The sequence below is a fragment of the Cellulophaga sp. RHA_52 genome, assembly GCF_007827205.1.
Classification (GTDB): Bacteria; Bacteroidota; Bacteroidia; order Flavobacteriales; family Flavobacteriaceae; genus Cellulophaga; species Cellulophaga lytica.
Genome location: NZ_VIRZ01000001.1, coordinates 78873 through 100859 on the forward strand (window position 1 = coordinate 78873; position 21987 = coordinate 100859).

General features: G+C 32.9%; 21 protein-coding genes and 1 tRNA gene. 6 read left to right on the forward strand and 16 right to left on the reverse strand.

All coding sequences use genetic code 11. The annotated features are described in order from the left end of the window. Positions 1-116: 116 nt before the first annotated feature. From JM80_RS00340 to JM80_RS00350, 3 genes are all read left to right on the forward strand, one after another. Positions 117-2108, forward strand: a complete 1992-nt coding sequence (locus JM80_RS00340) for a sensor histidine kinase (protein ID WP_144708860.1) — start codon at positions 117-119, stop codon at positions 2106-2108. Next, complete coding sequence (locus JM80_RS00345; protein WP_013621596.1) at positions 2095-2742, forward strand: response regulator transcription factor; 648 nt, start codon at positions 2095-2097, stop codon at positions 2740-2742. The genes JM80_RS00340 and JM80_RS00345 overlap by 14 nt, the downstream gene beginning before the upstream one ends. Positions 2743-2847: 105 nt before the next feature. Beyond that, complete coding sequence (locus JM80_RS00350; RefSeq protein WP_013621595.1) at positions 2848-3240, forward strand: hypothetical protein; 393 nt, start codon at positions 2848-2850, stop codon at positions 3238-3240. A 163-nt stretch (positions 3241-3403) separates the two neighbouring features. Here the strand turns inward: JM80_RS00350 and JM80_RS00355 are convergent. From JM80_RS00355 to mraZ, 15 genes are all read right to left on the reverse strand, one after another. Next, positions 3404-3477 (reverse strand) — tRNA-Arg (locus tag JM80_RS00355). Between the two features lie 21 nt (positions 3478-3498). Beyond that, the gene (locus JM80_RS00360) at positions 3499-3948 is read right to left on the reverse strand and encodes a GatB/YqeY domain-containing protein (RefSeq protein ID WP_144708862.1); all 450 of its coding nucleotides are present in this window, start codon (positions 3946-3948) and stop codon (positions 3499-3501) included. Positions 3949-4046: 98 nt separating this feature from the next. Further along, positions 4047-6008 carry a cell division protein FtsZ gene (gene ftsZ / locus JM80_RS00365; RefSeq protein WP_144708863.1) on the reverse strand — a complete coding sequence of 654 codons (1962 nt, stop codon included), beginning with the start codon at positions 6006-6008 and terminating at the stop codon, positions 4047-4049. A 46-nt stretch (positions 6009-6054) separates the two neighbouring features. Continuing rightward, complete coding sequence (gene ftsA, locus JM80_RS00370) at positions 6055-7413, reverse strand: cell division protein FtsA (protein ID WP_144708865.1); 1359 nt, start codon at positions 7411-7413, stop codon at positions 6055-6057. 3 nt (positions 7414-7416) lie between these two features. After that, positions 7417-8136 (reverse strand): cell division protein FtsQ/DivIB, encoded by a 720-nt coding sequence (locus JM80_RS00375; RefSeq protein WP_013621591.1) that lies wholly within the window; start codon positions 8134-8136, stop codon positions 7417-7419. Beyond that, positions 8133-9479, reverse strand: coding sequence for a UDP-N-acetylmuramate--L-alanine ligase (gene murC / locus JM80_RS00380; protein ID WP_144708867.1), 1347 nt, complete (start codon positions 9477-9479; stop codon positions 8133-8135). The genes JM80_RS00375 and murC overlap by 4 nt, the downstream gene beginning before the upstream one ends. Beyond that, a complete protein-coding gene (gene murG, locus JM80_RS00385; protein ID WP_144708869.1) occupies positions 9476-10567 on the reverse strand; it encodes an undecaprenyldiphospho-muramoylpentapeptide beta-N-acetylglucosaminyltransferase in 1092 nt (363 codons plus the stop codon). Before murG ends, murC begins: the two co-directional genes overlap by 4 nt. Then, on the reverse strand, positions 10554-11747 hold the full coding sequence (locus JM80_RS00390; RefSeq protein WP_013621588.1) for an FtsW/RodA/SpoVE family cell cycle protein: 1194 nt from the start codon (positions 11745-11747) through the stop codon (positions 10554-10556). The genes murG and JM80_RS00390 overlap by 14 nt, the downstream gene beginning before the upstream one ends. Positions 11748-11765: 18 nt before the next feature. Continuing rightward, complete coding sequence (murD, locus tag JM80_RS00395) at positions 11766-13100, reverse strand: UDP-N-acetylmuramoyl-L-alanine--D-glutamate ligase (protein WP_089119289.1); 1335 nt, start codon at positions 13098-13100, stop codon at positions 11766-11768. After that, positions 13101-14324 carry a phospho-N-acetylmuramoyl-pentapeptide-transferase gene (mraY, locus tag JM80_RS00400; protein WP_013621586.1) on the reverse strand — a complete coding sequence of 408 codons (1224 nt, stop codon included), beginning with the start codon at positions 14322-14324 and terminating at the stop codon, positions 13101-13103. It abuts the gene before it with no gap. A 25-nt stretch (positions 14325-14349) separates the two neighbouring features. Continuing rightward, on the reverse strand, positions 14350-15813 hold the full coding sequence (locus JM80_RS00405) for a UDP-N-acetylmuramoyl-L-alanyl-D-glutamate--2,6-diaminopimelate ligase (RefSeq protein ID WP_089119287.1): 1464 nt from the start codon (positions 15811-15813) through the stop codon (positions 14350-14352). Beyond that, positions 15810-17816 (reverse strand): penicillin-binding protein, encoded by a 2007-nt coding sequence (locus tag JM80_RS00410; RefSeq protein WP_144708871.1) that lies wholly within the window; start codon positions 17814-17816, stop codon positions 15810-15812. Before JM80_RS00410 ends, JM80_RS00405 begins: the two co-directional genes overlap by 4 nt. Beyond that, positions 17816-18133 (reverse strand): FtsL-like putative cell division protein, encoded by a 318-nt coding sequence (locus JM80_RS00415; protein ID WP_013621583.1) that lies wholly within the window; start codon positions 18131-18133, stop codon positions 17816-17818. The genes JM80_RS00410 and JM80_RS00415 overlap by 1 nt, the downstream gene beginning before the upstream one ends. Next, entirely contained in the window at positions 18133-19029 is an 897-nt protein-coding gene (gene rsmH / locus JM80_RS00420; RefSeq protein WP_034642994.1) for a 16S rRNA (cytosine(1402)-N(4))-methyltransferase RsmH, read from the reverse strand. The genes JM80_RS00415 and rsmH overlap by 1 nt, the downstream gene beginning before the upstream one ends. After that, the gene (gene mraZ, locus JM80_RS00425; RefSeq protein WP_144708873.1) at positions 19016-19480 is read right to left on the reverse strand and encodes a division/cell wall cluster transcriptional repressor MraZ; all 465 of its coding nucleotides are present in this window, start codon (positions 19478-19480) and stop codon (positions 19016-19018) included. Before mraZ ends, rsmH begins: the two co-directional genes overlap by 14 nt. A 239-nt stretch (positions 19481-19719) precedes the next feature. Here mraZ and JM80_RS00430 point away from each other — a divergent pair, with 239 nt between their 5' ends. Next, entirely contained in the window at positions 19720-20484 is a 765-nt protein-coding gene (locus JM80_RS00430; RefSeq protein WP_013621580.1) for an alpha/beta fold hydrolase, read from the forward strand. Between the two features lie 23 nt (positions 20485-20507). Further along, positions 20508-21128 carry a ribosome biogenesis GTP-binding protein YihA/YsxC gene (yihA, locus tag JM80_RS00435; protein WP_013621579.1) on the forward strand — a complete coding sequence of 207 codons (621 nt, stop codon included), beginning with the start codon at positions 20508-20510 and terminating at the stop codon, positions 21126-21128. A gap of 2 nt (positions 21129-21130) precedes the next feature. Here the strand turns inward: yihA and JM80_RS00440 are convergent, their stop codons facing one another. Then, positions 21131-21499, reverse strand: a complete 369-nt coding sequence (locus tag JM80_RS00440; RefSeq protein WP_034643333.1) for a hypothetical protein — start codon at positions 21497-21499, stop codon at positions 21131-21133. A 126-nt stretch (positions 21500-21625) separates the two neighbouring features. Here JM80_RS00440 and JM80_RS00445 point away from each other — a divergent pair, with 126 nt between their 5' ends. Then, complete coding sequence (locus tag JM80_RS00445) at positions 21626-21937, forward strand: hypothetical protein (RefSeq protein ID WP_034643002.1); 312 nt, start codon at positions 21626-21628, stop codon at positions 21935-21937. Positions 21938-21987: the final 50 nt, after the last annotated feature.

The following is a 21987-nucleotide window of genomic DNA, read 5'->3' on the forward strand; positions in this document are numbered from 1 at the left end:
TAAACAAACAATTATCACAAACTTTGCTAACAACACCAAAACAAACAGTTAACGCATTTTTTTAAATCTTAAAATGGTTTAAAACACAATATGCAATTACATAAATTATTATTTTTTTGACTACCACCAAATCTACATACCACCTACAACAGCACATTAAATTTAAACACATTTTAGTTTTTCTTTTAATTGGAGTTTTTCAGTTTGCAAATGCTCAAGAAGCAGATAGCATCAAAAAAGAAGAGGACCCGTCTTTTTTCTCTTTTTCATGGTCTAAAATTCAAAAAGATAAGACTTTACAACCATTATATGATGCCTTAAAAGATGCTGACTTTGGGGCTCAAAGATTCTCTATTTTTGATCAACTTATAGATCATCATGCAAAAAAAGCCAACACAGACTCTGTTTTACATTATGGCAACTTATATGTACAGGAATTAGGCAATTGGGATAAACCCGAAAAAGAAAAGAAATATTTGTTTGCAAAGGCATATTATTTTATGTCTTTAGGCAGTTCTTTAAACGGACTTGTAGATAAATCTATTGAGTGGAATATAAAGGGACTACAAGAAGCCGAAGCAATTAACGACTCTGAATATATGTATTTACACAAGGTAAGTCTTGCAAAAAATTACATAGCCCAAAATAGCATTGACAAAGCCATTAATTTACTTAAAGAGAGTATAAGTATTTATGGCAAACAACAACCAACAATTACCTATAGAGCACTACTGCAATTAGGTAACGCATATTCACAAAAAAAAGAATATGACATAGCTAAAAATTATTACAACTCATCTTTAGAGTTAGCAAAGCAATTTAAAGACTTAGAAGCCGAATTAGAAATTAAACTACACAATGCCAAGCTTTTAGAAGTCAACAAAGAATATAACAAAGCAATACAAATGTATGCGCAAATAAGCAACCAAGCCAAAGCTAAAAATTTTAACGCCATATATTATGAAGGAGCGCTACTTGTTGCCAAATTATATTATAAATTAGAAGAATACAACATTGCAAATGTAGGTCTAACTATGGCATACATCAATGCTGTAGACCATGAAAATTTACAGTTTCAAAGAGAATCACTCATCATACAAGCAAGAAGTTTTTACAAACAAGAAGATTACAAAAATGCATACGCCACAATGACACAACTCTTTGGAGTTTTAAATGAAATAAAAGACAAACAACAAAGAGAAATAATAAAGGAACTTGAAATACAGTATGAAACTATAAAAAAAGAACAAGCTATATCTGATTTAAAAGAAGATCAAATTAAACAGCAAGCCGAATTAGATAGGCAAAAAACCATTAAAGCTGCTTTTTTAATTGGATTTTTAGTGATTCTTATCCCTGTCATTGCTTTGCTATATACTTACTACCAAAAAATGCAAGCACAGAGCGAGCTGGCTAAAAAAAATGAAGAAATTAATAGTCAAAAAGTAGCCGCACTTAAACAAGAACAAGAATTAAAATTAATAAAGGCCGCTATTGAAGGTCAGGATGAAGAGCGCAAACGTATTGCTCAAGAATTACATGACAGTATTGGTGGCAACTTAGCCGGCATAAAATTGCAATTAGCAAGTGTAAAAGAAAAAACCCAAACACTAAACACAATTTCAGGTCAGTTAGATGAAACCTATCAATTAGTTAGAGACATTTCTCACACCCTAATTCCTAAAAAGTTTAGACAAGATGATTTTACGCAGCTTATAAAAGAATATACTAAATCTATCACAAGCACTGGCAAACTAAATGTAGAATTTCACCCTCATCCAGAGGATAAAATAAACACTCTTAATGAAATTGTTAAAATGGAGTTGTTTAAAATTATCCAAGAGTTAATGACCAACACCTTAAAACATGCAAAAGCATCTACTACTGATATTCATTTAAATTATTTTGAAGATAGCATTACTTTACTTTTTGAAGATAACGGAAAAGGTTTTGACACTAGTAAAAACAGAGAAGGTATTGGATTTAAAAACATTAAAAGCAGAATAGAAAAACTAAACGGTACGCTACACGTAGACTCAGCAATTAACAGAGGTACTGTAGTATCTATAGAAATACCAATTAAAAACACAACCAATGACAACATATAACCTTATTATTGCAGATGACCACAAAATGTTTATTGATGGTCTAATGAGTATTTTAAATGATGCACCTGAGTTTAATGTAATTTTAACAGCCAAAAACGGAGCACAAGTTGTAAAGTACTTAGACATTAATGGCGCAGCAGACATACATTTACTAATTACAGACTTAACTATGCCAGAAGTTGATGGCATTGAACTTAACAACATAGTTAAGGAACGTTTTACCAGCCTAAAAACTTTAGTTGTAAGTATGCATATTGATGGAACTATGATTGACACGTTGATAAGAAATAATGTAGATGGATATGTACCTAAAAATGCTGAAAAAGAAGAATTACTAGAAGCTATTAGAAGCATTGTAAAGGGTGAAAAATATTTCTCTTCAGAAATTAAAAAAGCATACACAGATGCTATGTTTGCTAGTAAAAAGGAAAAAGAAATTTCTTTAACCAATAGGGAAAAAGAAGTTTTGAAACTAATTGCAGAAGAATATACCACACAAGAAATTGCAGACGAGTTATTTTTAAGCAAACACACTATAGAGAGCTACCGTAAAAATTTAATTTCTAAGCTAAACGTAAAAAACTTAGCCGGACTAACCAAACACGCAATAAAAATAGGCCTTCTAGACGATTAACAAATCTACACCCCTGTTTTCAGGGTGTGTATTTTCACTTATTTAGGCGTATTCTTAAGCCTGTAATAGCTTCATCTTTGTAGTGTATTTAAAAAGCACTCAATTATGAAAACTAAATTATTTGTATCAGTATTAGCAACAGCATCATTATTTTTATCTTGCAGTAACGATAAAAAATCTGCAAACCAAGCAAAAACAAATGCAGATATTAAGTCGGACATTATTATTGAAAACACAAAAATAAGAACAGGTATTTCTGCTGTAGACGAAGAACGTTCTTTTATAATAGTAACAGGAAAATCTTTATTAGAAGGTACTGCAACTGTAAAAACTACCAATATTAAAGGTGAAGAAATACACTGCGAAACGTTTCCTGCGAAAAAATTAATAGACCAAGAATACAAAACAGCCAACTCTACATTAAAAGAATCTCATATTATGGAAAATGTACAAAACTATTTTGAAGTTAACCATAGTAGAGACTTGGCTAAATCATAAAAAAATATACTAGACACCAACCAGAAAACCACGCAAGTTGCGTGGTTTTTACATTATATATGCTTTACAAATTTTAACTAAAAGCTCCGCTTTTAAAGCAAAGAATCCAAAATTGAAAACACAAGTAAACTTAATTTTCAATTTTGGATTCTTTATTTATTCGTGACCCCGGAGGGACTCAAACCCCCAACCCTCAGAGCCGAAATCTGATGCGCTATTCAGTTGCGCCACGGGGCCTTTTATTAGCCTATAAAAAAATTAAGCTAATTTACTTTTTACTATAGTAGAAATTGTTTTACCATCTGCTTTACCTGCCAACTGAGAAGATACCATACCCATAACTTTGCCCATATCTTTCATACCTTCTGCTCCTGTTTTTGTTATTACACTTTCTACAACCTTAGCTATATCATCTTCTGACATTTGCTCTGGTAAAAATTGTGCAATTACTTCTGCCTGTGCTAACTCTGGAGCTGCCAAATCCTCTCTTCCTTGTTCTTTATAAATAGCTGCACTGTCTTTACGTTGCTTAACTAATTTTTGTACAATTTTTATTTCTTCTTCTTCAGTTAATTCTGTTTTTGCTCCTGACTCTGTTTGCGCCATTAACAAAACAGATTTTATAGCCCTTAATGACTCTAAAGCAACGCTATCTTTAGCTTTCATAGCTGTTTTCATTGCCGTCATTACATCTTGTTGTAAGCTCATAATTTATAATTTTTACGAACACGAAGATAAAAAAATAAACCCGAAAACAATTATTGCTTTCGGGTTTATACACTAAATTATATAGTTTAAAAACTACATTAATCTACATTATCATGTAAAAAAGAATTATTAGAACGTAATTGAATATCGTCTCCGTCTTCACTTAACGTTGTTCTAGAAATTCTGTTTTCAGGGTTGTTCTGATTTAAATCTACACCCTGACGTAAATAAGCTGGTTTTTTCTCCATATCATTTACGGTATTAATATTGTTTTTAAACTTATGGTTAAAGTCTTTTAATTTCCTTCTACGCTCATCTGCTCTGTTTCTTAACAAATCTTCAATAGGGGTATTCATTGGATCTACCTCTATTTCTTTTTCTTCTGGAACAGGTGTTGGTGCCTGAGTTGCTTTTGGCGCAACTGTCTTTTTCTCAAAAGCTAACTCTTCATCAATAATTTTAGGCTCTGCCTTTTCTGCTTTAGATTTAGCTCCTGTAAGCTCTTTTTCTAACTCCATATAGTCATCTAAACTATATCTTTTTTCTCCTTCTTTATTATACTCTAAAACAGGAACAACCTCTACATGATCTTTTACATCCATATTATTTACATCTTCATCATCTAAACTAAATGTAATAGTATGTTCTTGCTCTTCCTCTTCTACTTTCTGTTCTTTACGAGGAATATCAAAACTAAATGCAAACTGATCTTCTTCTTGAACAACTTTAACTTCCTCTGCATCTACAACGTCAAAATTTCTAACGTCTACAATAACAAAATCATCTTCTTTAGGAGTTTCTGCAACTACTTCATCATAAAAAACGTTAAAATTCTTTATAAAATTTGTTGTAGGTATTAAATCCATTTCTGGTTTTTCATCCTCAAAAAGCGTGTGTTTAATTACTTCTGGTTCTTCTGGAGCAACCTCTTTTTTAACAGGAGTAGTTTCTGGCTCTACAACTTCATAAACAACATTTGCATTATTTGGTGTTAAGTTATGAGTAGCCTTCTGCTCGTCTTCTAGAGTATGAATTATTTTTTTAGATTCTGTATTTACAATATCATCTTGCTGATCTACATTAAAACCCGTAGCTATAACAGTAACTGCTATTGCATCACCTAAATTTTCATCTTCACCAACACCCATAATAATGTTAGCTCCGTGTCCTGCCTCAGTTTGTATATGATCGTTAATTTCACCTATTTCATCAATAGTAATTTCCTGAGCACCAGAAACTATCAATAACAATACGTTTTTAGCACCAGCTATTTTATTATCATTTAATAATGGCGAGTCTAAAGCTTTCATAATAGCCTCTTGCGCTCTAGAAGAGCCAGATGCATTTGCTGAACCCATTATTGCAGTACCACTGTTTGATAATACTGTTTTAGCGTCACGTAAATCTATGTTTTGTGTATAGTGATGAGTTATAACCTCTGCTATACCACGAGCAGCAGTTGCTAATACTTCATCTGCTTTAGAGAAACCGGCTTTAAAGCCTAAATTACCGTATACTTCTCTAAGTTTATTATTATTAATAACAATTAATGAGTCTACATTAGCACGAAGTTTTTCTATACCAGTCTGAGCTTGCTGGCATCTCATTTTTCCTTCGAACTGAAAAGGCATTGTAACAATACCCACTGTAAGGATATCCATGCCTTTTGCTTGCTTAGCTATTATTGGGGCAGCACCTGTACCTGTACCACCACCCATACCAGCAGTAATAAACACCATTTTAGTATTAGAATCTAACATACTTTTTATGTCTTCCATACTTTCAATGGCAGCTTGCTCACCAACTTCTGGGTTGGCACCCGCACCTAAACCTTCTGTTAAGGTAACACCTAATCTTATTTTATTAGGCACTGTACTGTTTTCTAATGCTTGTGAGTCTGTATTACAAACAATAAAATCTACACCATTTATTCCGGCTTGGAACATGTGATTTATTGCGTTACTACCACCGCCACCAACACCAATGACTTTTATTACGTTACTTTGATTTTTAGGCAAATCAAAAGAGATATTACTTTCTAATTCAGTGTTCTTGCTCATACTGTTATTTTACTGAGTTATTTTTTTCAATTTTTCTATTTATGCGTTACTCTGCATTATCTAAAAAGTCTTTCAACTTATCAGACCATTTTTCAAAAATGGATTTACGTTCTGGTTTCACTTCTTTTTTGGTTGATGTGGTATTTGGTTCTTCTGTTTGGAAACCTTCTTCTGTTTGATTATTTTCTACTATTGCTTCTCTTTCTGCTTGGGCTTCCTCTAATGCTATTTCTTTATTTTTAGCATTGGTCTCTATTGCATTCATTAACAAACCTACGCCTGTTGCATAAAGCGGACTTGCTATGTCTTGAGTAGAATCTCCTGCCAAATGTTCATTAGGATACCCTATTCTAGTATCCATACCGGTGATATACTCTACTAATTGCTTTAAGTGTTTTAACTGGCTACCACCACCTGTTAATACAATACCTCCAATTAGCTTCTTTTTTTGATCTTCGTGTCCGTAATTTTTAATCTCCATATATACCTGCTCAATTATTTCTACAACACGAGCATGTATAATTTTAGAAAGATTTTTAAGTGTAATTTCTTTAGGCTCTCTACCTCGTAATCCTGGTATAGAAACTATTTCATTATCCTTATTTTCTCCTGGCCAAGCAGAACCAAATTTAATTTTTAATAGTTCAGCTTGTTTTTCAATAATAGAACAGCCTTCTTTTATATCTTCTGTAATTACATTACCTCCAAAAGGAATTACTGCAGTGTGCCTAATGATACCATCTTTAAAAATAGCAACATCTGTTGTACCACCTCCTATATCTATTAATGCAATACCTGCTTCTTTTTCTTCTTGGCTTAGTACAGCATTTGCAGATGCCAAAGGCTCTAACGTTATGCTACCTAAGTCTAAACCTGCACTTTTAATACATCTACCAACATTTTTAATAGATGATACTTGCCCAACTACCACATGGAAATTAGCTTCTAACCTACCACCATACATACCAATTGGCTCTTTAATTTCTGCCTGCCCATCTACCTTATATTCTTGTGGTAACACATGAATAATTTCTTCTCCAGGAAGCATAATTAGCTTATAAACCTGATTTACAAGTATATCTACATCATCTTCATTAATAACCTGCTCAGAGTCTGGTCTTGTAATATAGTCACTATGCTGTAAGCTACGTATGTGCTGCCCAGCAATACCAACTACAACAGAACTAATTTTTAAGCCAGAGGTAGCCTCTGCTTCTTCTACAGCCTGTTGTATAGATTTTATAGTTTGCGTAATATTATTTACCACACCTCTATGTACACCAAGGCTTTTAGATTTACCAATACCTAAAACTTCAATTTTACCGTACTCGTTTTCCTTACCAATTATGGCAACAATTTTTGTTGTTCCTATGTCTAATCCTACTGAATATTTACCTGGCTCCATAACTTAAATTTTGGTACACACTACTTGATTATTGTACTCTAAACTAACAGCTTTATAACTACCTAAAGCTTTATCTTTTATTGCTTTACTATAAAAAGCCTTGTAATTATTAAACTTAGCTTTTAAATTTTCTACGCCACCTATATTTACCACATAATCCTCTAACCTAAGCTTAAGCTGAAAATCGTTTTCATCTGCAATGTGAATACCAATAATATTTTTCTTTAAAAAATCATCAGAATTGATAAAATTCAAAAAAGCAAAGCAATTTTGAAGGCTACTATCTGTAATTTTTCCAGTAATAATTGGCACTCTTGCAGAGTGGTTACTAGATAAAGGCATACGCTTACCCTCGTCATCCAAATAAAAATTTGAATTTCCTTGAATACGCCCTAAAGGTTTACGTTGTACAATTTTAGATATAAGTTCCCCATTTACAGTAAGATAAACCTGAGCACTTTTAACCATTTTATTGGCTTCTAAAACCTTTTCTACTTTATTCAAAACTAGCGCATCTTTTGGCACGTTTGTAAGACTTCCTAAATTTTGTATTAACAATTTATTAACCATCTGCTGAGTTATAAACAAATTGTCTTCGCCTAGAAACTCAACTTTAGTTTTTACTATTTTTTTAGATTGATGCCTAACACCCGAAAAAGCGTACACTCCTAATAATAAGAGCAATAGAAACATCAATTTTATGTAGTTCCAATTTACTTTCATTTTGTAAAAGCGTTTTTTATTTTATCAATCTCCTGCCCTATATCTCCTGCTCCCATAGCTACTAACACTTCTGGGTTTTGTTTTTTTAATTCACTAATTAATTCTTTTTTAGAACATATTTTTTTATTCGGATTTTTTATTTTTCCCAACAGCCATTCCGACGTAACACCTTCTACTGGCTCTTCTCTGGCTGGGTAAATATCTAGCAATATAACGCTTTGAAATTGCGATAAACTAACTGCAAAATCGTCTATGAAATCTTTAGTTCTAGAATATAAATGCGGCTGAAATACTGCTACAGTTTTTTTATTTGGATGCATTTCTGAAACTGCTTCATACACAGCATTTATCTCTGTAGGATGATGCGCATAATCATCAATAAAAACAAAATCTTCTTCTTTTATACGGTATGAAAATCTACGTTGCACTCCTTTAAAAGTACCTAGTGCAGCAGCAACTATTTCTGGAGACTTACCAGCTTCTAATGCCATTGCAAAAGCAACCAATCCGTTAAGTAAATTATGCCTACCAGGCTTATTAAACTTAACCCCATTTACAACTGCATTTGGTGTTTTTATGTTAAAAAAGTAAGATCCGTTTTTAATTTCTACATCTGTAATACAAAAATCAGAATCGTCTTCTATACCATATGTAATACCCTCTAATGGCAAACCGTTACGCACAAACAATTTACCATTTGGCTCTAACCTATTTACATAAGCAACAAAAGCATCTTTTAAATCGTCTCCTGTACCGTAAATATCTAGGTGATCTGCATCCATAGACGTAATACAAGCTACATTTGGAGATAGCTGTAAAAATGATCTATCAAACTCATCTGCTTCCACAACAGAATAGTCCGTTCCTTCTAATAAAAAATTACTATTAAAATCTTCAGATATACCACCTAAAAACGCTGTGATTGGAGTACCTGTTTCGTGTAGCAAATGTGCCAAAATACTAGACGTAGTAGTTTTACCGTGTGTACCGGCAACACCAAAACAGAATGCATTATTGGTTATAATTCCTAAAACTTCAGAACGTTTTTTAACTCCAAAACCATTAGTCAAATAATAATTTAACTCTAGGTTATTTTTAGGCAAAGCAGGCGTATACACAACCAGCGTATTATTAATATTTTTATAATATTCTGGTATAAGACTTACATTATCTTCATAATGAATTTCTATACCAGATGCAGCAAGCTCTTTAGTTAAAGTAGTTTCTGTTTTATCATAACCAGCAACTTCTTTACCAATAAATTTAAAATAGCGAGCCAAGGCAGACATTCCAATGCCACCTATACCCAAAAAGTAGACGCTATGTATATTTTTTAAATTCATTTATTTAATAACTTTTGCACTTCTAAAGCAATATTTTTTGTGGCATTAGGGAGTGCCTGCTTTTTTATATTTTCACCCAACTCTACTTGCCTTTCTTTATTCTGAAATAAATCTGTAAAAACAGTTTTAAATTTAACGTCTAGTTCTTTTTCTTTAATTAAAATAGCTGCATTTTTATCTGCATAAGCCAAAGCATTTTTTGTTTGATGGTCTTCTGCAACATTAGGAGACGGTATAAAAATAACCGGCTTACCCACAATACTTAATTCTGATACAGAACCAGCACCTGCTCTAGAAATAATTAGATCTGTCGCTGCGTATGCAAAATCCATTTTATTTAAAAAATCGAACACCAAAACATTTTCATTTTGGCAGTTTTTATAGTCTTGATAATACAACTTACCACATTGCCAAATTACTTGCACACCTAAAGATGCAAACAATGGTAATTGCTCTTTTATAAGTGTATTTACTCTTTTAGCTCCTAAACTTCCACCTAAAACAAGCAATACTGGTTTATTACTCTTTAACCCAAAAAACTCTAATGCCTGTTGCTTAGTAGCTTTCATCTCTACCAAATCTTTACGAACAGGATTGCCTGTTTTTACAATTTTATTGGCCTCAAAAAAGCGATCCATACCATCATAAGCAACACAAATTTTTTGCACTTTACCGGCTAATAATTTATTGGTTATACCTGCATAGGAATTTTGCTCTTGTAACACACACGGAATATTTTTACCCGCTGCCATACGCAATAATGGCCCGCTTGCAAATCCTCCTGTGCCTATTACAGCATTAGGTTTAAATTTTTTTATAATTTGTTTAGATCTGTACAAACTGCTAATAACCTTTAACGGAAATAACATATTTTTAAACGTTAACTTACGCTGTAAACCAGAAATCCAAAGCCCTTCTATTTTATAACCAGCCTGTGGCACTTTTTCCATCTCCATACGGTCTTTAGCACCCACAAACAAAAATTCTGCATCAGGATACATTTCCTTTAGCTCATTTGCTATTGCTATAGCCGGATATATATGTCCGCCAGTGCCTCCTCCAGATAATATAAATTTATAATTGTTCACTTAACACATCTAAAGGGTTAGACTCATCTACTACTTTTTTCTCTTTAACTGGATTTTTATTACTTGCACTAAGTACAATACCAATTGCCAAACACGTCATCCAGATAGACGTACCACCACTACTTATTAATGGTAATGTTTGTCCCGTAACAGGAAATAATTCTACCGCTACAGCCATATTTATAAACGCCTGAAAAACTATAGGTAAGCCTACGCCTACTACTAACAATTTACCAAACACACTAGGATTTGCATTTGCCACCACCACAATTCTAAACAGCAGTAATAAATAAAAAAACATTACTACCAAACCACCAACTAATCCGTATTCCTCTACTATAATAGCATAAATAAAATCTGAAGAACTCTGTGGTAAAAAGTTTTTTTGCACACTTTTACCAGAACCTTTACCTAAAACACCGCCAGATGCAATTGCAATTTTAGCACGTTCTATTTGGTAATCTTCACTAGTATCTTCACCATTAAAAAAGTTAGCTATTCTATTTTCCCAAGTATCAATTCTATTATCAAACAAATCTGGTACAGCTTTAGCTATAAGAATAAACAATGCCAAACAAGCAATACCTGTACCTACAATACCTAACAAATATTTAAAAGGGTAGCCACCTAAAAAAGTTAGCGTAAGTACCATAAAAAATATAATTGCAGCAGTTGAAAAATTGGCTGGTAAAATTAATACAACTACTAAAAAAACAGGCAGCCATAATGGAAGAATACTCTCTTTAAAAGTAACCACTTTATTTTTAATTTTTGCTAAATATCTAGCAACATAAATCATTAAAACAACAGCCGCTAAAGTTGATGTTTGGAAAGAAAAACCAACAAACGGAATGTTTATCCACCTACTTGCATTTGCGCCACCAATAGTTTTACCTTGTGCTAACGTATACCCCAAAAGCAACAGTACAATTGGCATAGCAATAATAGACAAACCTTTAAAAAAGTGCATTGGTATTTTATGTACACCGTAAATAATACCAAAACCAAGCAATAACAAAAAAGCGTGCTTTATTAGGTGACTTACAGCAGTACCATTACCAACCACATACACTAAATTACTACTAGCACTGTAGACTGGCAAAAACGAAAATAATGCCAATAGCGCAACTATGCCCCAAATAGCCTTATCTCCTTTTATATTTTTAAAATAACTTAACACTATACTTTATTATACTAATTATAAGCTTTTTACAGCTGCTTTAAATTGATTACCTCTATCTTCATAATTCTCAAACAAATCAAAACTAGCACAAGCAGGAGATAACAATACAGTATCACCACGTTGCCCTATTTTATAAGCCATTTTTACAGCTTCATTCATACTTTTTGTTTCAACTAACAGATCTACAACATTACCAAACTCTTCAATAATTTTAGAGTTGTCTACTCCTAAACAAATAATAGCTTTTACTTTTTCTCTTACCAATGGCATTAACGACTTATAATCGTTTCCTTTGTCTACTCCACCAACAATCCAAACCGTAGCAGATTTCATACTTTCTAATGCGTAATATGTAGCATTAACATTAGTAGCTTTAGAGTCATTTACATAATGTACGTGAGCAATTTTTAAAACACTCTCTAAACGATGCGCTGCACCCTGAAAGTTTTCAATACTAGCCCTAATAGTAGCTTTTCTAATATTTACTAATTTAGAAGCTGCTGAAGCTGCCATTGTATTTTTTAAATTGTGTTTACCTTCTAAAGCTAAGTTATCTGTTGCCATCTCTATTGTATTATTTTGGGTCGTTATATGTATTTTATTATTCTTTAAACAAACACCTTCTTTAAACTGTTTTATTAGTGAAAAGGGTATTAATTTTGATTTTACTGGGTGTTTCTCTAGCCAACTTACAAGCACTTCATCATCAGCATCATAAATTAAATAGTCATCTTCTGTTTGGTTTTCTGCTATTCTAAATTTTGATGTTATATAGTTATCAAACTCATAATTATACCTATCCAAATGATCTGGTGTAATGTTGGTTATAATTGCGATATGAGGCTTAAAATCTACAATACCATCTAATTGAAAACTACTAATCTCTAATACGTAATAATCAAAGTTATTTTCAGATACCATTTTAGCGTAACTATCACCAATATTACCAGCCATACCAACGTGTAAACCTTCTTCTTTTAAAATATGGTTTACCATCATTGTTGTGGTTGTTTTACCGTTACTGCCAGTAATACCAATTATTGTAGCGTCTGTATACTTACTTGCAAATTCTATTTCAGAAATTACAGGTATGTTTTTAGCTGCCAATTTTTGCACTAAGGCTACTTTGTCTGGTATACCAGGGCTTTTCATTACCAAATCTGCATTTAAAATTTTAGATTCTGTATGCTGTTCCTCCTCCCAGTCTATCTCAAAATGTTTAAGAACTTTTTTATATTCTTCTTTTATTTTTCCTTTATCAGACACAAACACATTGTATCCTTTTTTTATTCCTAAAAGTGCTGTACCAACACCACTTTCTCCACCACCAAGAATCACTAACCTCTTCACCTATCTTACTTTTAAGGTTACAAAAGTTACAATTGCTAAAATGATGCTTACCACCCAAAAACGGGTTACTATTTTACTCTCATGATATCCTTTTTTCTGGTAATGATGATGTAAAGGCGCCATTAAAAATATACGCTTACCCACACCAGATATTTTTTTAGTGTATTTAAAATAGCCCACTTGCAACATTACAGAAATAGACTCTGCAAAAAAGATTCCGCATAAAACAGGTATTATTAATTCTTTACGAACAATTATAGCAATTACAGCAATTACACCACCAATAGTTAAGCTACCTGTATCTCCCATAAAAACACTTGCTGGGTAAGCATTGTACCATAAAAAACCAATAAGCGCACCTACAAATGCTGCTATAAAAACTACCAATTCTCCTGATCTAGGAATAAACATAATGTCTAAATAATCTGAAAAAATAATATTACCAGATACCCAAGCAAAAATACCAAGCGTAAAAACTATAATTGCAGATGTACCAGCAGCCAAACCATCTATACCGTCTGTTAAATTAGCTCCGTTAGATACTGCTGTTACTATAAATATTACAATAGGAATAAATATTAACCAAGCGTAATCTTCTGCGCCATCACCCATCCAAGAAATAAGACTTGTATAGTCTAACTCATTGTTTTTTACCAATGGCACAGTAGTAGCCATAGATTTAATTTCTGGCACAGAAATAGGTGTAACAACAGAACCTTTTGTTGCTATACCGGCAATTGCATTTTCTTTAATTGTTACTCCTGGATGAAAATAAAGTGTACAACCCACAATTAAACCAAGTACAACTTGACCAAGAATTTTAAATTTTCCTTTTAATCCTTCTTTATCCTTTTTAAATATTTTTATATAGTCATCAATAAAACCAATAACCCCCATCCAAAGCATTGTTACTATTAAAAGTAAAATGTACACATTGTCTAATTTTGCAAATAATAAAACAGGAATTAAAGTGGCCATAATAATAATTAAACCACCCATTGTAGGTGTACCAGCCTTTTGCGTTTGCCCATCTAATCCTAAATCTCTAACAGTTTCTCCTATCTGCTTTTTTTGAAGAAAAAGAATAATTTTTTTACCATAAACAGTAGCTATCAACAAAGACACAATTATTGCCATAGCAGCTCTAAACGTGATAAACTGAAACAGACTTGCTCCAGGCAATTGATACTCATTTTCTAAAAACTCAAATAAATAGTATAACATATATTGTGTGTTGTATAACTAGTGCTTACTTTTCTAAACTTGTTAGTAATTGTTTTACAATTTTATAATCGTCAAAATCTATGCGCACACCATTAGTTTCTTGGTATGTTTCATGACCTTTACCTGCTATTAAAATAATATCTTTAGGTTGTGCTAACTGACAAGCAGTTTTTATTGCTTGCTCTCTATTTTCTATTGTTAACACCTTGCGCGTATTTTGCGCTTCTACACCAGCCTCTACCTCTTTTAAAATTTCTGAAGGAGATTCTGTCCTTGGATTATCTGATGTAAAAACCACTTTTGTACTCATTTCTGAAGCAATATGACCCATAACCGGACGTTTTGACTTGTCTCTGTCGCCACCACACCCCACAACGGTGATGACGTCTTCATTTCCTGTCCTCAATGCATTGATAGTGTTCAGTACATTTTTTAAAGCATCCGGAGTATGAGCATAATCTACTATAGCTGTAATATTTTTACCAGATATGTAATATTGAAATCTTCCGTCTACGTTTTCTAATTCACTTAAAAGACGCAGAATTTCCATTTTTTCTAATCCTAACAATTGCGCAGTTGCATATATAGCAAGCATATTGTAAGCATTAAAATCTCCTATTAATTTAGACCAAAGCTCATTATCATCAATCTTTAGCAATTGTCCGCTAAACTGATTTTCTAATATTTGAGCTCTAAAGTCCGCGTATGTTTTTAATGCGTATGTCTGCTTTTTTGCCTTGGTATTTTGCAGCATAACAGCACCATTTTTATCATCTATATTGGTAAGTGCCCATGCAGTTTTTGGCAGACCATCAAACAACAACTTTTTAGTATCCCTATATTCTGCAAAACTTTTATGATAGTCTAAATGATCATGAGATAAATTGGTAAAAATGGCGCCTTCAAAAACCAAACCTTCTATTCTTTTTTGATGAATACCGTGAGAGCTCACCTCCATAAAACAAAACTCTACTCCTGCATTATTCATCTCTGCCAAAGATTTATTTATTGTAATAGCATCTGGTGTTGTATGTGTTGCCTTAATCTCTTTATCATCTATCATTATTTTAATAGTGGATAATAAACCCACCTTATAACCTGCTTTTTTAAATAACTGATACAACAAGCTGCTAATAGTGGTTTTACCATTAGTACCAGTTACACCAACTAGTTTTAAATTTTTAGATGGCGTACCGTAAAAATTAGAAGCCATTATAGCCAAGGCAGCATTACCATTTTTTACTTGTACATATGTAATACCATTAACCAGGTTAACTGGCATAGTTTCACATATTATAGCATTTGCTCCAGCATTTAAAGCGGTATCTATATAACTATGACCATCTACAAGTGTGCCTTTTACAGCTACAAATACATCATCTAACCCTACTTTTCTAGAGTCAAAACATATGGCATTAACCATAGTATCTGTAGTGCCATTTACAGCAACAATACCTACACCGTATAATATGTCTTTTAATAATTTCACGATAATTCTAACGTTATTTTAGACACTCCGTTTACAGCTGTTCCCTGAGCCACAGATTGTGCTTTTACTTTTCCGTTTCCTTTAACTACTACCTTTATCCCCATATTCTCTAAAAGAGATACAGCATCCATACCACTCATTCCTTTTACATTAGGAACGGTTCTGTATTTTTTTTGAACACTTTTATAGTAAGCTTCATAATCTCCATTTAACTTTTTACTACTAACAGCTAAACCTTTTACAATATCTGTTTTTGGTGATGTAGCATATATTTTATGCGCTACAGATTTAAACACAGGCCCAGCAACATCTGCTCCATAAAAACCTGCTTTTTTATCTGGGTCATGCACAACTACAATACAAGAGTACTTTGGTTCATCTGCCGGAAAATATCCTGCAAAAGATGATATGTATTGCAACTTATTTGGGTCTTTAGCCACATAGTTTTTTTGCGCAGTACCTGTTTTACCTGCCATTGAAAAATTTGGAGAATACAATTTATGTCCTGTACCCTTTTTACTTTCTACCACATTTTTTAATAAGGCCTGTACTTTTTTTACTGTTTCCCTAGAGCATATAGACGGATTTATAACCTCTTTATCAAACTTATAAATAGTTTTATTCCACTCTTTTACCTCTTTTATTAACCTTGGCCTTACCATTTCCCCGCCGTTAGCAATAGCATTATAAAAAGTTAATGTTTGTAATGGCGTTAAAGACACCTCATACCCGTGAGACATCCAAGCTAATGAAATACCAGACCAACCTTTATCTCCAGGATACCTAATAACTGGTTTCCCTTCTCCCTTAATAGGCAAACCTAAATCTCGGTTTAAGTTCATTTCCATTAAACGGTCTACAAATTTTTCTGGATTATTTTTATAGCCATTATGTATTACTTTAGCAAAAGCTGTGTTAGAAGAATACTCAAACGCCTTACCAAAAGAAATTTTACCGTAACCACCCCATTTAGAATCACGTACAGTTCTATCATAAATTTTCCAACGTCCGTTTTCTGTATCAACAACAGTACTTGTATCAATAATTTTATCTTCTAATGCTGCTACCATAGACACTAACTTAAACGTTGACCCAGGCTCAGAAGATTCTCCTACAGCATAGTTAAGACGCTCATAATACGTATTGTTTTTAGTACGCCCCAAGTTAGATATTGCCTTTACCTCACCTGTAGCCACCTCCATAACAATTACACAACCATGATCTGCATTATATTTTTCTAATTGTCCCAACAAAGCGTGGTGTGCTATATCTTGTATATTAATATCTATTGTAGAAACAACATCATAACCATCTTTTGGCTCCACATCATTATCTGGACCAATTGGTTTCCACTGTCCTTTTGCTATTTTCTGCTTTAAACGCCTACCCTCTTCACCACGCAAATACTGCCCAAAAGCACCTTCTAGCCCAACTCTAGTGTAATGACCTTCTTCATCTACACGCTCATAACCAACACTACGCTCTGCTATTTTCCCTAAAGGATGCTCACGAACCGTTTTTTGCTCAACTATAAGTCCGCCTCTATTTGGCCCTTTTTCAAAAAGAGGAAATTTTTTAATTTTTATATAGTCCGAATAATCTAAATTACGAGCAATAAGCTTATACCTATTTTTATTAGACCTTGCTTTTCTTAATAGTTGTTGGTAATAAGATGATGGTTTCTGAAACATTTTACCCAATGCATCTGACAAAGGTTTTATATTTTCATTAAAATCTGAGTTACGAACCGTTACAGCATCAAACCTTATTGTATACTTATTTACAGATGTAGCCAATAAGCTACCATCATCAGAAATTAAGTTTCCTCTGTTAGGCTCTATAACAAAAACACGCTCTGTACGATCCATAGCCAGTTTGCGGTACTTATCACCATCTACTACCTGAATACTTATTAGCTTTACAGCCACAGCAATAGCAAACAGAAACAGAAAGCCTGCAACTATATACAAACGAGTTAATATGTTTTTTTCTGATGTAGCCACTACTTAACTGGTATTACTCTTATTTTTTTTGGTGGTGTCTCTGACGGATACAAATCCCTTTTTTTAACTTCTTCTACTATTGAAGACTCTAGCTTAAGCTCTTGTAAATTAGAGCGCCCGTCTAAAAACTGACTACGCAACTCTTTTACCTCTTCACTTAAGGCTGCAATTTTATGCACTTTAGCATCTGCACTATGCGCGCTAGCAATCATTAATGCAGCCAAAAAAGATGCAAAAAGGATAAACATCCAATTTTTAGGAGCATCACCACTCACCAAAAACTTACCTTTTAATATGTCTAACAATCCTTTTCTCATTATTTACGCTCTGCAATTCTTAATTTTGCACTTCTTGCTCTGTTATTTACAGCAATTTCTTCTTTAGATGGTACTATTAACCCACCTACTTTTTTAAAAGGAACATCTATATTTCCGTAAAAATCTTTTTCTGGCTCGCCCTCAAACTTACCAGCTCTTATATACCTTTTTACCAATCTATCTTCTAATGAATGGTAACTTATTAAACTTAATCTTCCACCCTCAACCAACAAATCATTAGTTTGCTCTAAAAACTCTTTAATAACCTGTATTTCTTGATTTACCTCTATACGTATAGCCTGATAAATTTGAGCTAAAATTTTATGTTCTTTAAAAGCAGGCAAAAACTTTTTCAACACCTGTTTTAACTGATCTGTAGTTTTAATCTCACCCTCTTGCCTATAATCTATAATTGTATTTGCCATAGCATTAGCACTTCTTAAATCGCCATACTGAAACAATACCCTTCTTAAATCATCGTACTCATAATTATTAACCACATCAAAAGCAGAGACTGTATTTTTTTGACTCATCCTCATATCTAAGTCAGCATCAAAACGAGTAGAAAAACCTCTTTCTGCCTTATCAAACTGATGTGAAGAAACCCCAAAATCACCTAAAATTCCGTCTACCTTACGTATACCATGAAATTTTAAAAACTGCTTTATATACCTAAAATTTTCATTAATTAATAAAAACCTATCATCATCTAAAGCATTAGCAAGCGCATCTTCATCTTGATCAAAACCAATAAGCCTACCTTTTTCTCCAAGCCTACTCAAAATTTCTCTAGAGTGTCCTCCGCCACCAAAAGTAACATCAACATACACTCCGTCTTCCTTAATACTTAGTCCATCTACAGACTCCTTTAACAAAACTGGATTATGATAACTCATCTTCTTCACCTCCCATTACTTCTTCTGCCAAATCCGCAAAATTCTCTGCGTCTTCCTCAATTACTTTTTCATAACTATCTTTATCCCAAATTTCAATAATATTTATAGCAGAACTTAAAACCACATCTTTGGTAATATTTGCTATTTCTACTAATTTTTTTGGAATTAACAGACGCCCTGTAGCATCTAACTCTACAATTTTAACCCCTGCAGAAAAACGTCTAATAAAGTCGTTGTTCTTCTTTTTAAAGCGGTTTTTCTTGTTCATCTTCTCCATTAGAAGATTCCATTCTTCCATAGGATACAACTCTAAACAAGGTTGAAAAACAGAACGTTTTATAACAAAACCTTTGTTTAGAACACTGGCCATCTGACTCTTAAGAGCTGAGGGTACCATTACCCTGCCCTTAACGTCTGCCTTGCACTCGTATGTTCCTATGAAGTTTACCATTTAAAATCAGCTGAATTTTAAAACTGATATCAAAGATAAAAAATAATACCACAATTTACCACTAAATACCACATTGTTAATAAGTTTCCCCACTTTAGAGATCACTTTTAGACTAACAACCTAAAAAACAGGATGTAATGTGGTGGTAGAAATCTATTTTTATCCGCTTAAAAGAATGATGATTCTTTTTACGGAAATGCCTATATTTGCTACTTAATAGCATAAGAGCTATCCTATTAATGGAAGAAAAGATTATTACAGAAGGCAAATACAGATATATAGAGATTGGGGAAGGAACACCACTAATTATTTTACACGGATTAATGGGTGGATTGAGTAATTTTCAAGGTGTTATGGAACATTTTCCCGCAAAAGGATACAAAGTTTTAGTACCAGAATTACCTATATATGACAAACCTCTACTAAAAACTACTGTAAAAAGTTTTGCAAAATTTGTACAAGAATTTATTACCCACAAAGGGCTAACAGACGTTATTTTGTTAGGAAACTCTTTAGGTGGACATATTGGCTTATTACACACAAAATTATACCCAGAGACTGTAAAGGCATTAGTTATTACAGGCAGCTCTGGTTTATATGAAAGCGCAATGGGAGATGGCTACCCAAGAAGAGGTGATTACGAGTTTATAAAGAAAAAAGCACAAGATGTTTTTTATGATCCTGAAGTAGCAACTAAGGAAATTGTAGATGAAGTTTTTGCTACAGTTAACGACCGTATTAAACTAGTTAAAACACTTGCTATTGCTAAAAGCGCTATTAGACACAATATGGCAAATGACTTACCTAATATGCAAACGCCAACTTGTATAATTTGGGGAGAAGAAGACACAGTAACACCACCAGAAGTTGCTAATGACTTTAACAAGTTATTACCAGATTCTAATTTGTATTGGATTAAAAAATGTGGCCACGCTCCTATGATGGAACACCCTGATGAGTTTAATACAATACTAGAAAACTGGCTACAAAAACGTAATTTGTAAGCTTAATTTAAAAATTATTTATCTTGAAAATAAAATCTGCCAGCTTTGTAATAAGTAACTCTAACGTAAAGTCTTGCCCTAGCGAGCCTTTGCCTGAGTATGCCTTTATTGGCAGATCTAACGTAGGTAAATCTTCTTTAATAAATATGCTAATGCAGCGCAAAAGCTTAGCAAAAACATCTGGAAGACCAGGTAAAACTCAACTTATAAATCATTTTAAAGTAAATGAAAATTGGTTTTTAGTAGATTTACCAGGTTATGGTTATGCTCGTGTTTCTAAAAAAGAGAAAAAAACATTTCAGAAATACATTACAGATTATTTTAAAGAAAGAATACAGCTTGTATGCGCTTTTGTTTTAGTTGATATACGCCATGAACCACAAAAAGTAGATTTAGAATTTTTAGAGTGGATGGGAGAAAATCAAATTCCGTTTGCCCTAATCTTTACAAAGGCCGATAAATTAAAACCGCAAGTAATACAAAAACAAGCAGACAACTACATTAACGCATTACTAGAAGGTATTTGGGAAGACGCCCCGCAATATTTTATAACATCATCTGCAAACAATTTAGGCAGAGAAGATGTTTTAGAATTTATAGATGGCATTAATGATGACTTTTATAAAGCTACCGCATCTAAATAATTTTACTTTAGATTCTTAGTTTTTATAGCGGATATTAATTGGTCTGAGCTTTTTAACTCATTCAACTCATTAGTAGTTATAAATTCCTTAAGCTCACCTCCACTCTCTTTAAATATAACTGGTAACGTAGTGTTTACAAATTTACTACCAACAAATTTCTTTTCAAATTCATCTTTATGTAAAAACTGAAGTTCTAAATTAGTAGTACTTCTAAATTTTTTCCAAGCTTTATCCTCTGTAAAAACACCAAAAGTAATACTACACAAATTACAATTATAGGTAGACGGGCTAAATATTTTATGTGCACTATCTAACATTGCATTACCTACACCAGAATTAGCATTATAAACAAATATAATTTTTTGAATCATTGCTATTTTTTTTAAAGGTTAGTCTAAACTTAAATGCATTACTTATCATTAAAACAATTAATATTTTGTTAATTTTACCAGATACAATTTTTATTGCATTTTAAAAAAAGTATTTTCGCAGAACGTATGAAGCTGAAAGAAATTACATTATCGGTTTTTAGCGTAGTAATGATTGGGTTTCTTTTACTTGGATCTCAAAACATACACACGCTAAGCTACCACTCTGATGACGATGGCACTGCCATTGTACATTGTGAGCAGTGTGATTTTATTTTTACCAACAACCATACTTCTTTTACAAACTATAGTTTTACAACTATTGTAACACCATATATTTTTACCGAAACTAAAGCTAAAACCGTAACTAATTACAAAAAGCCTAAGGTTAAAAATACAGTTACATCTAAGCATTTAAACAAGCCTCCACCAGCTGTTTAACCCTACACTAAACACTGCTTTTTTTATACAACAAAAAAGCACCTAATTAT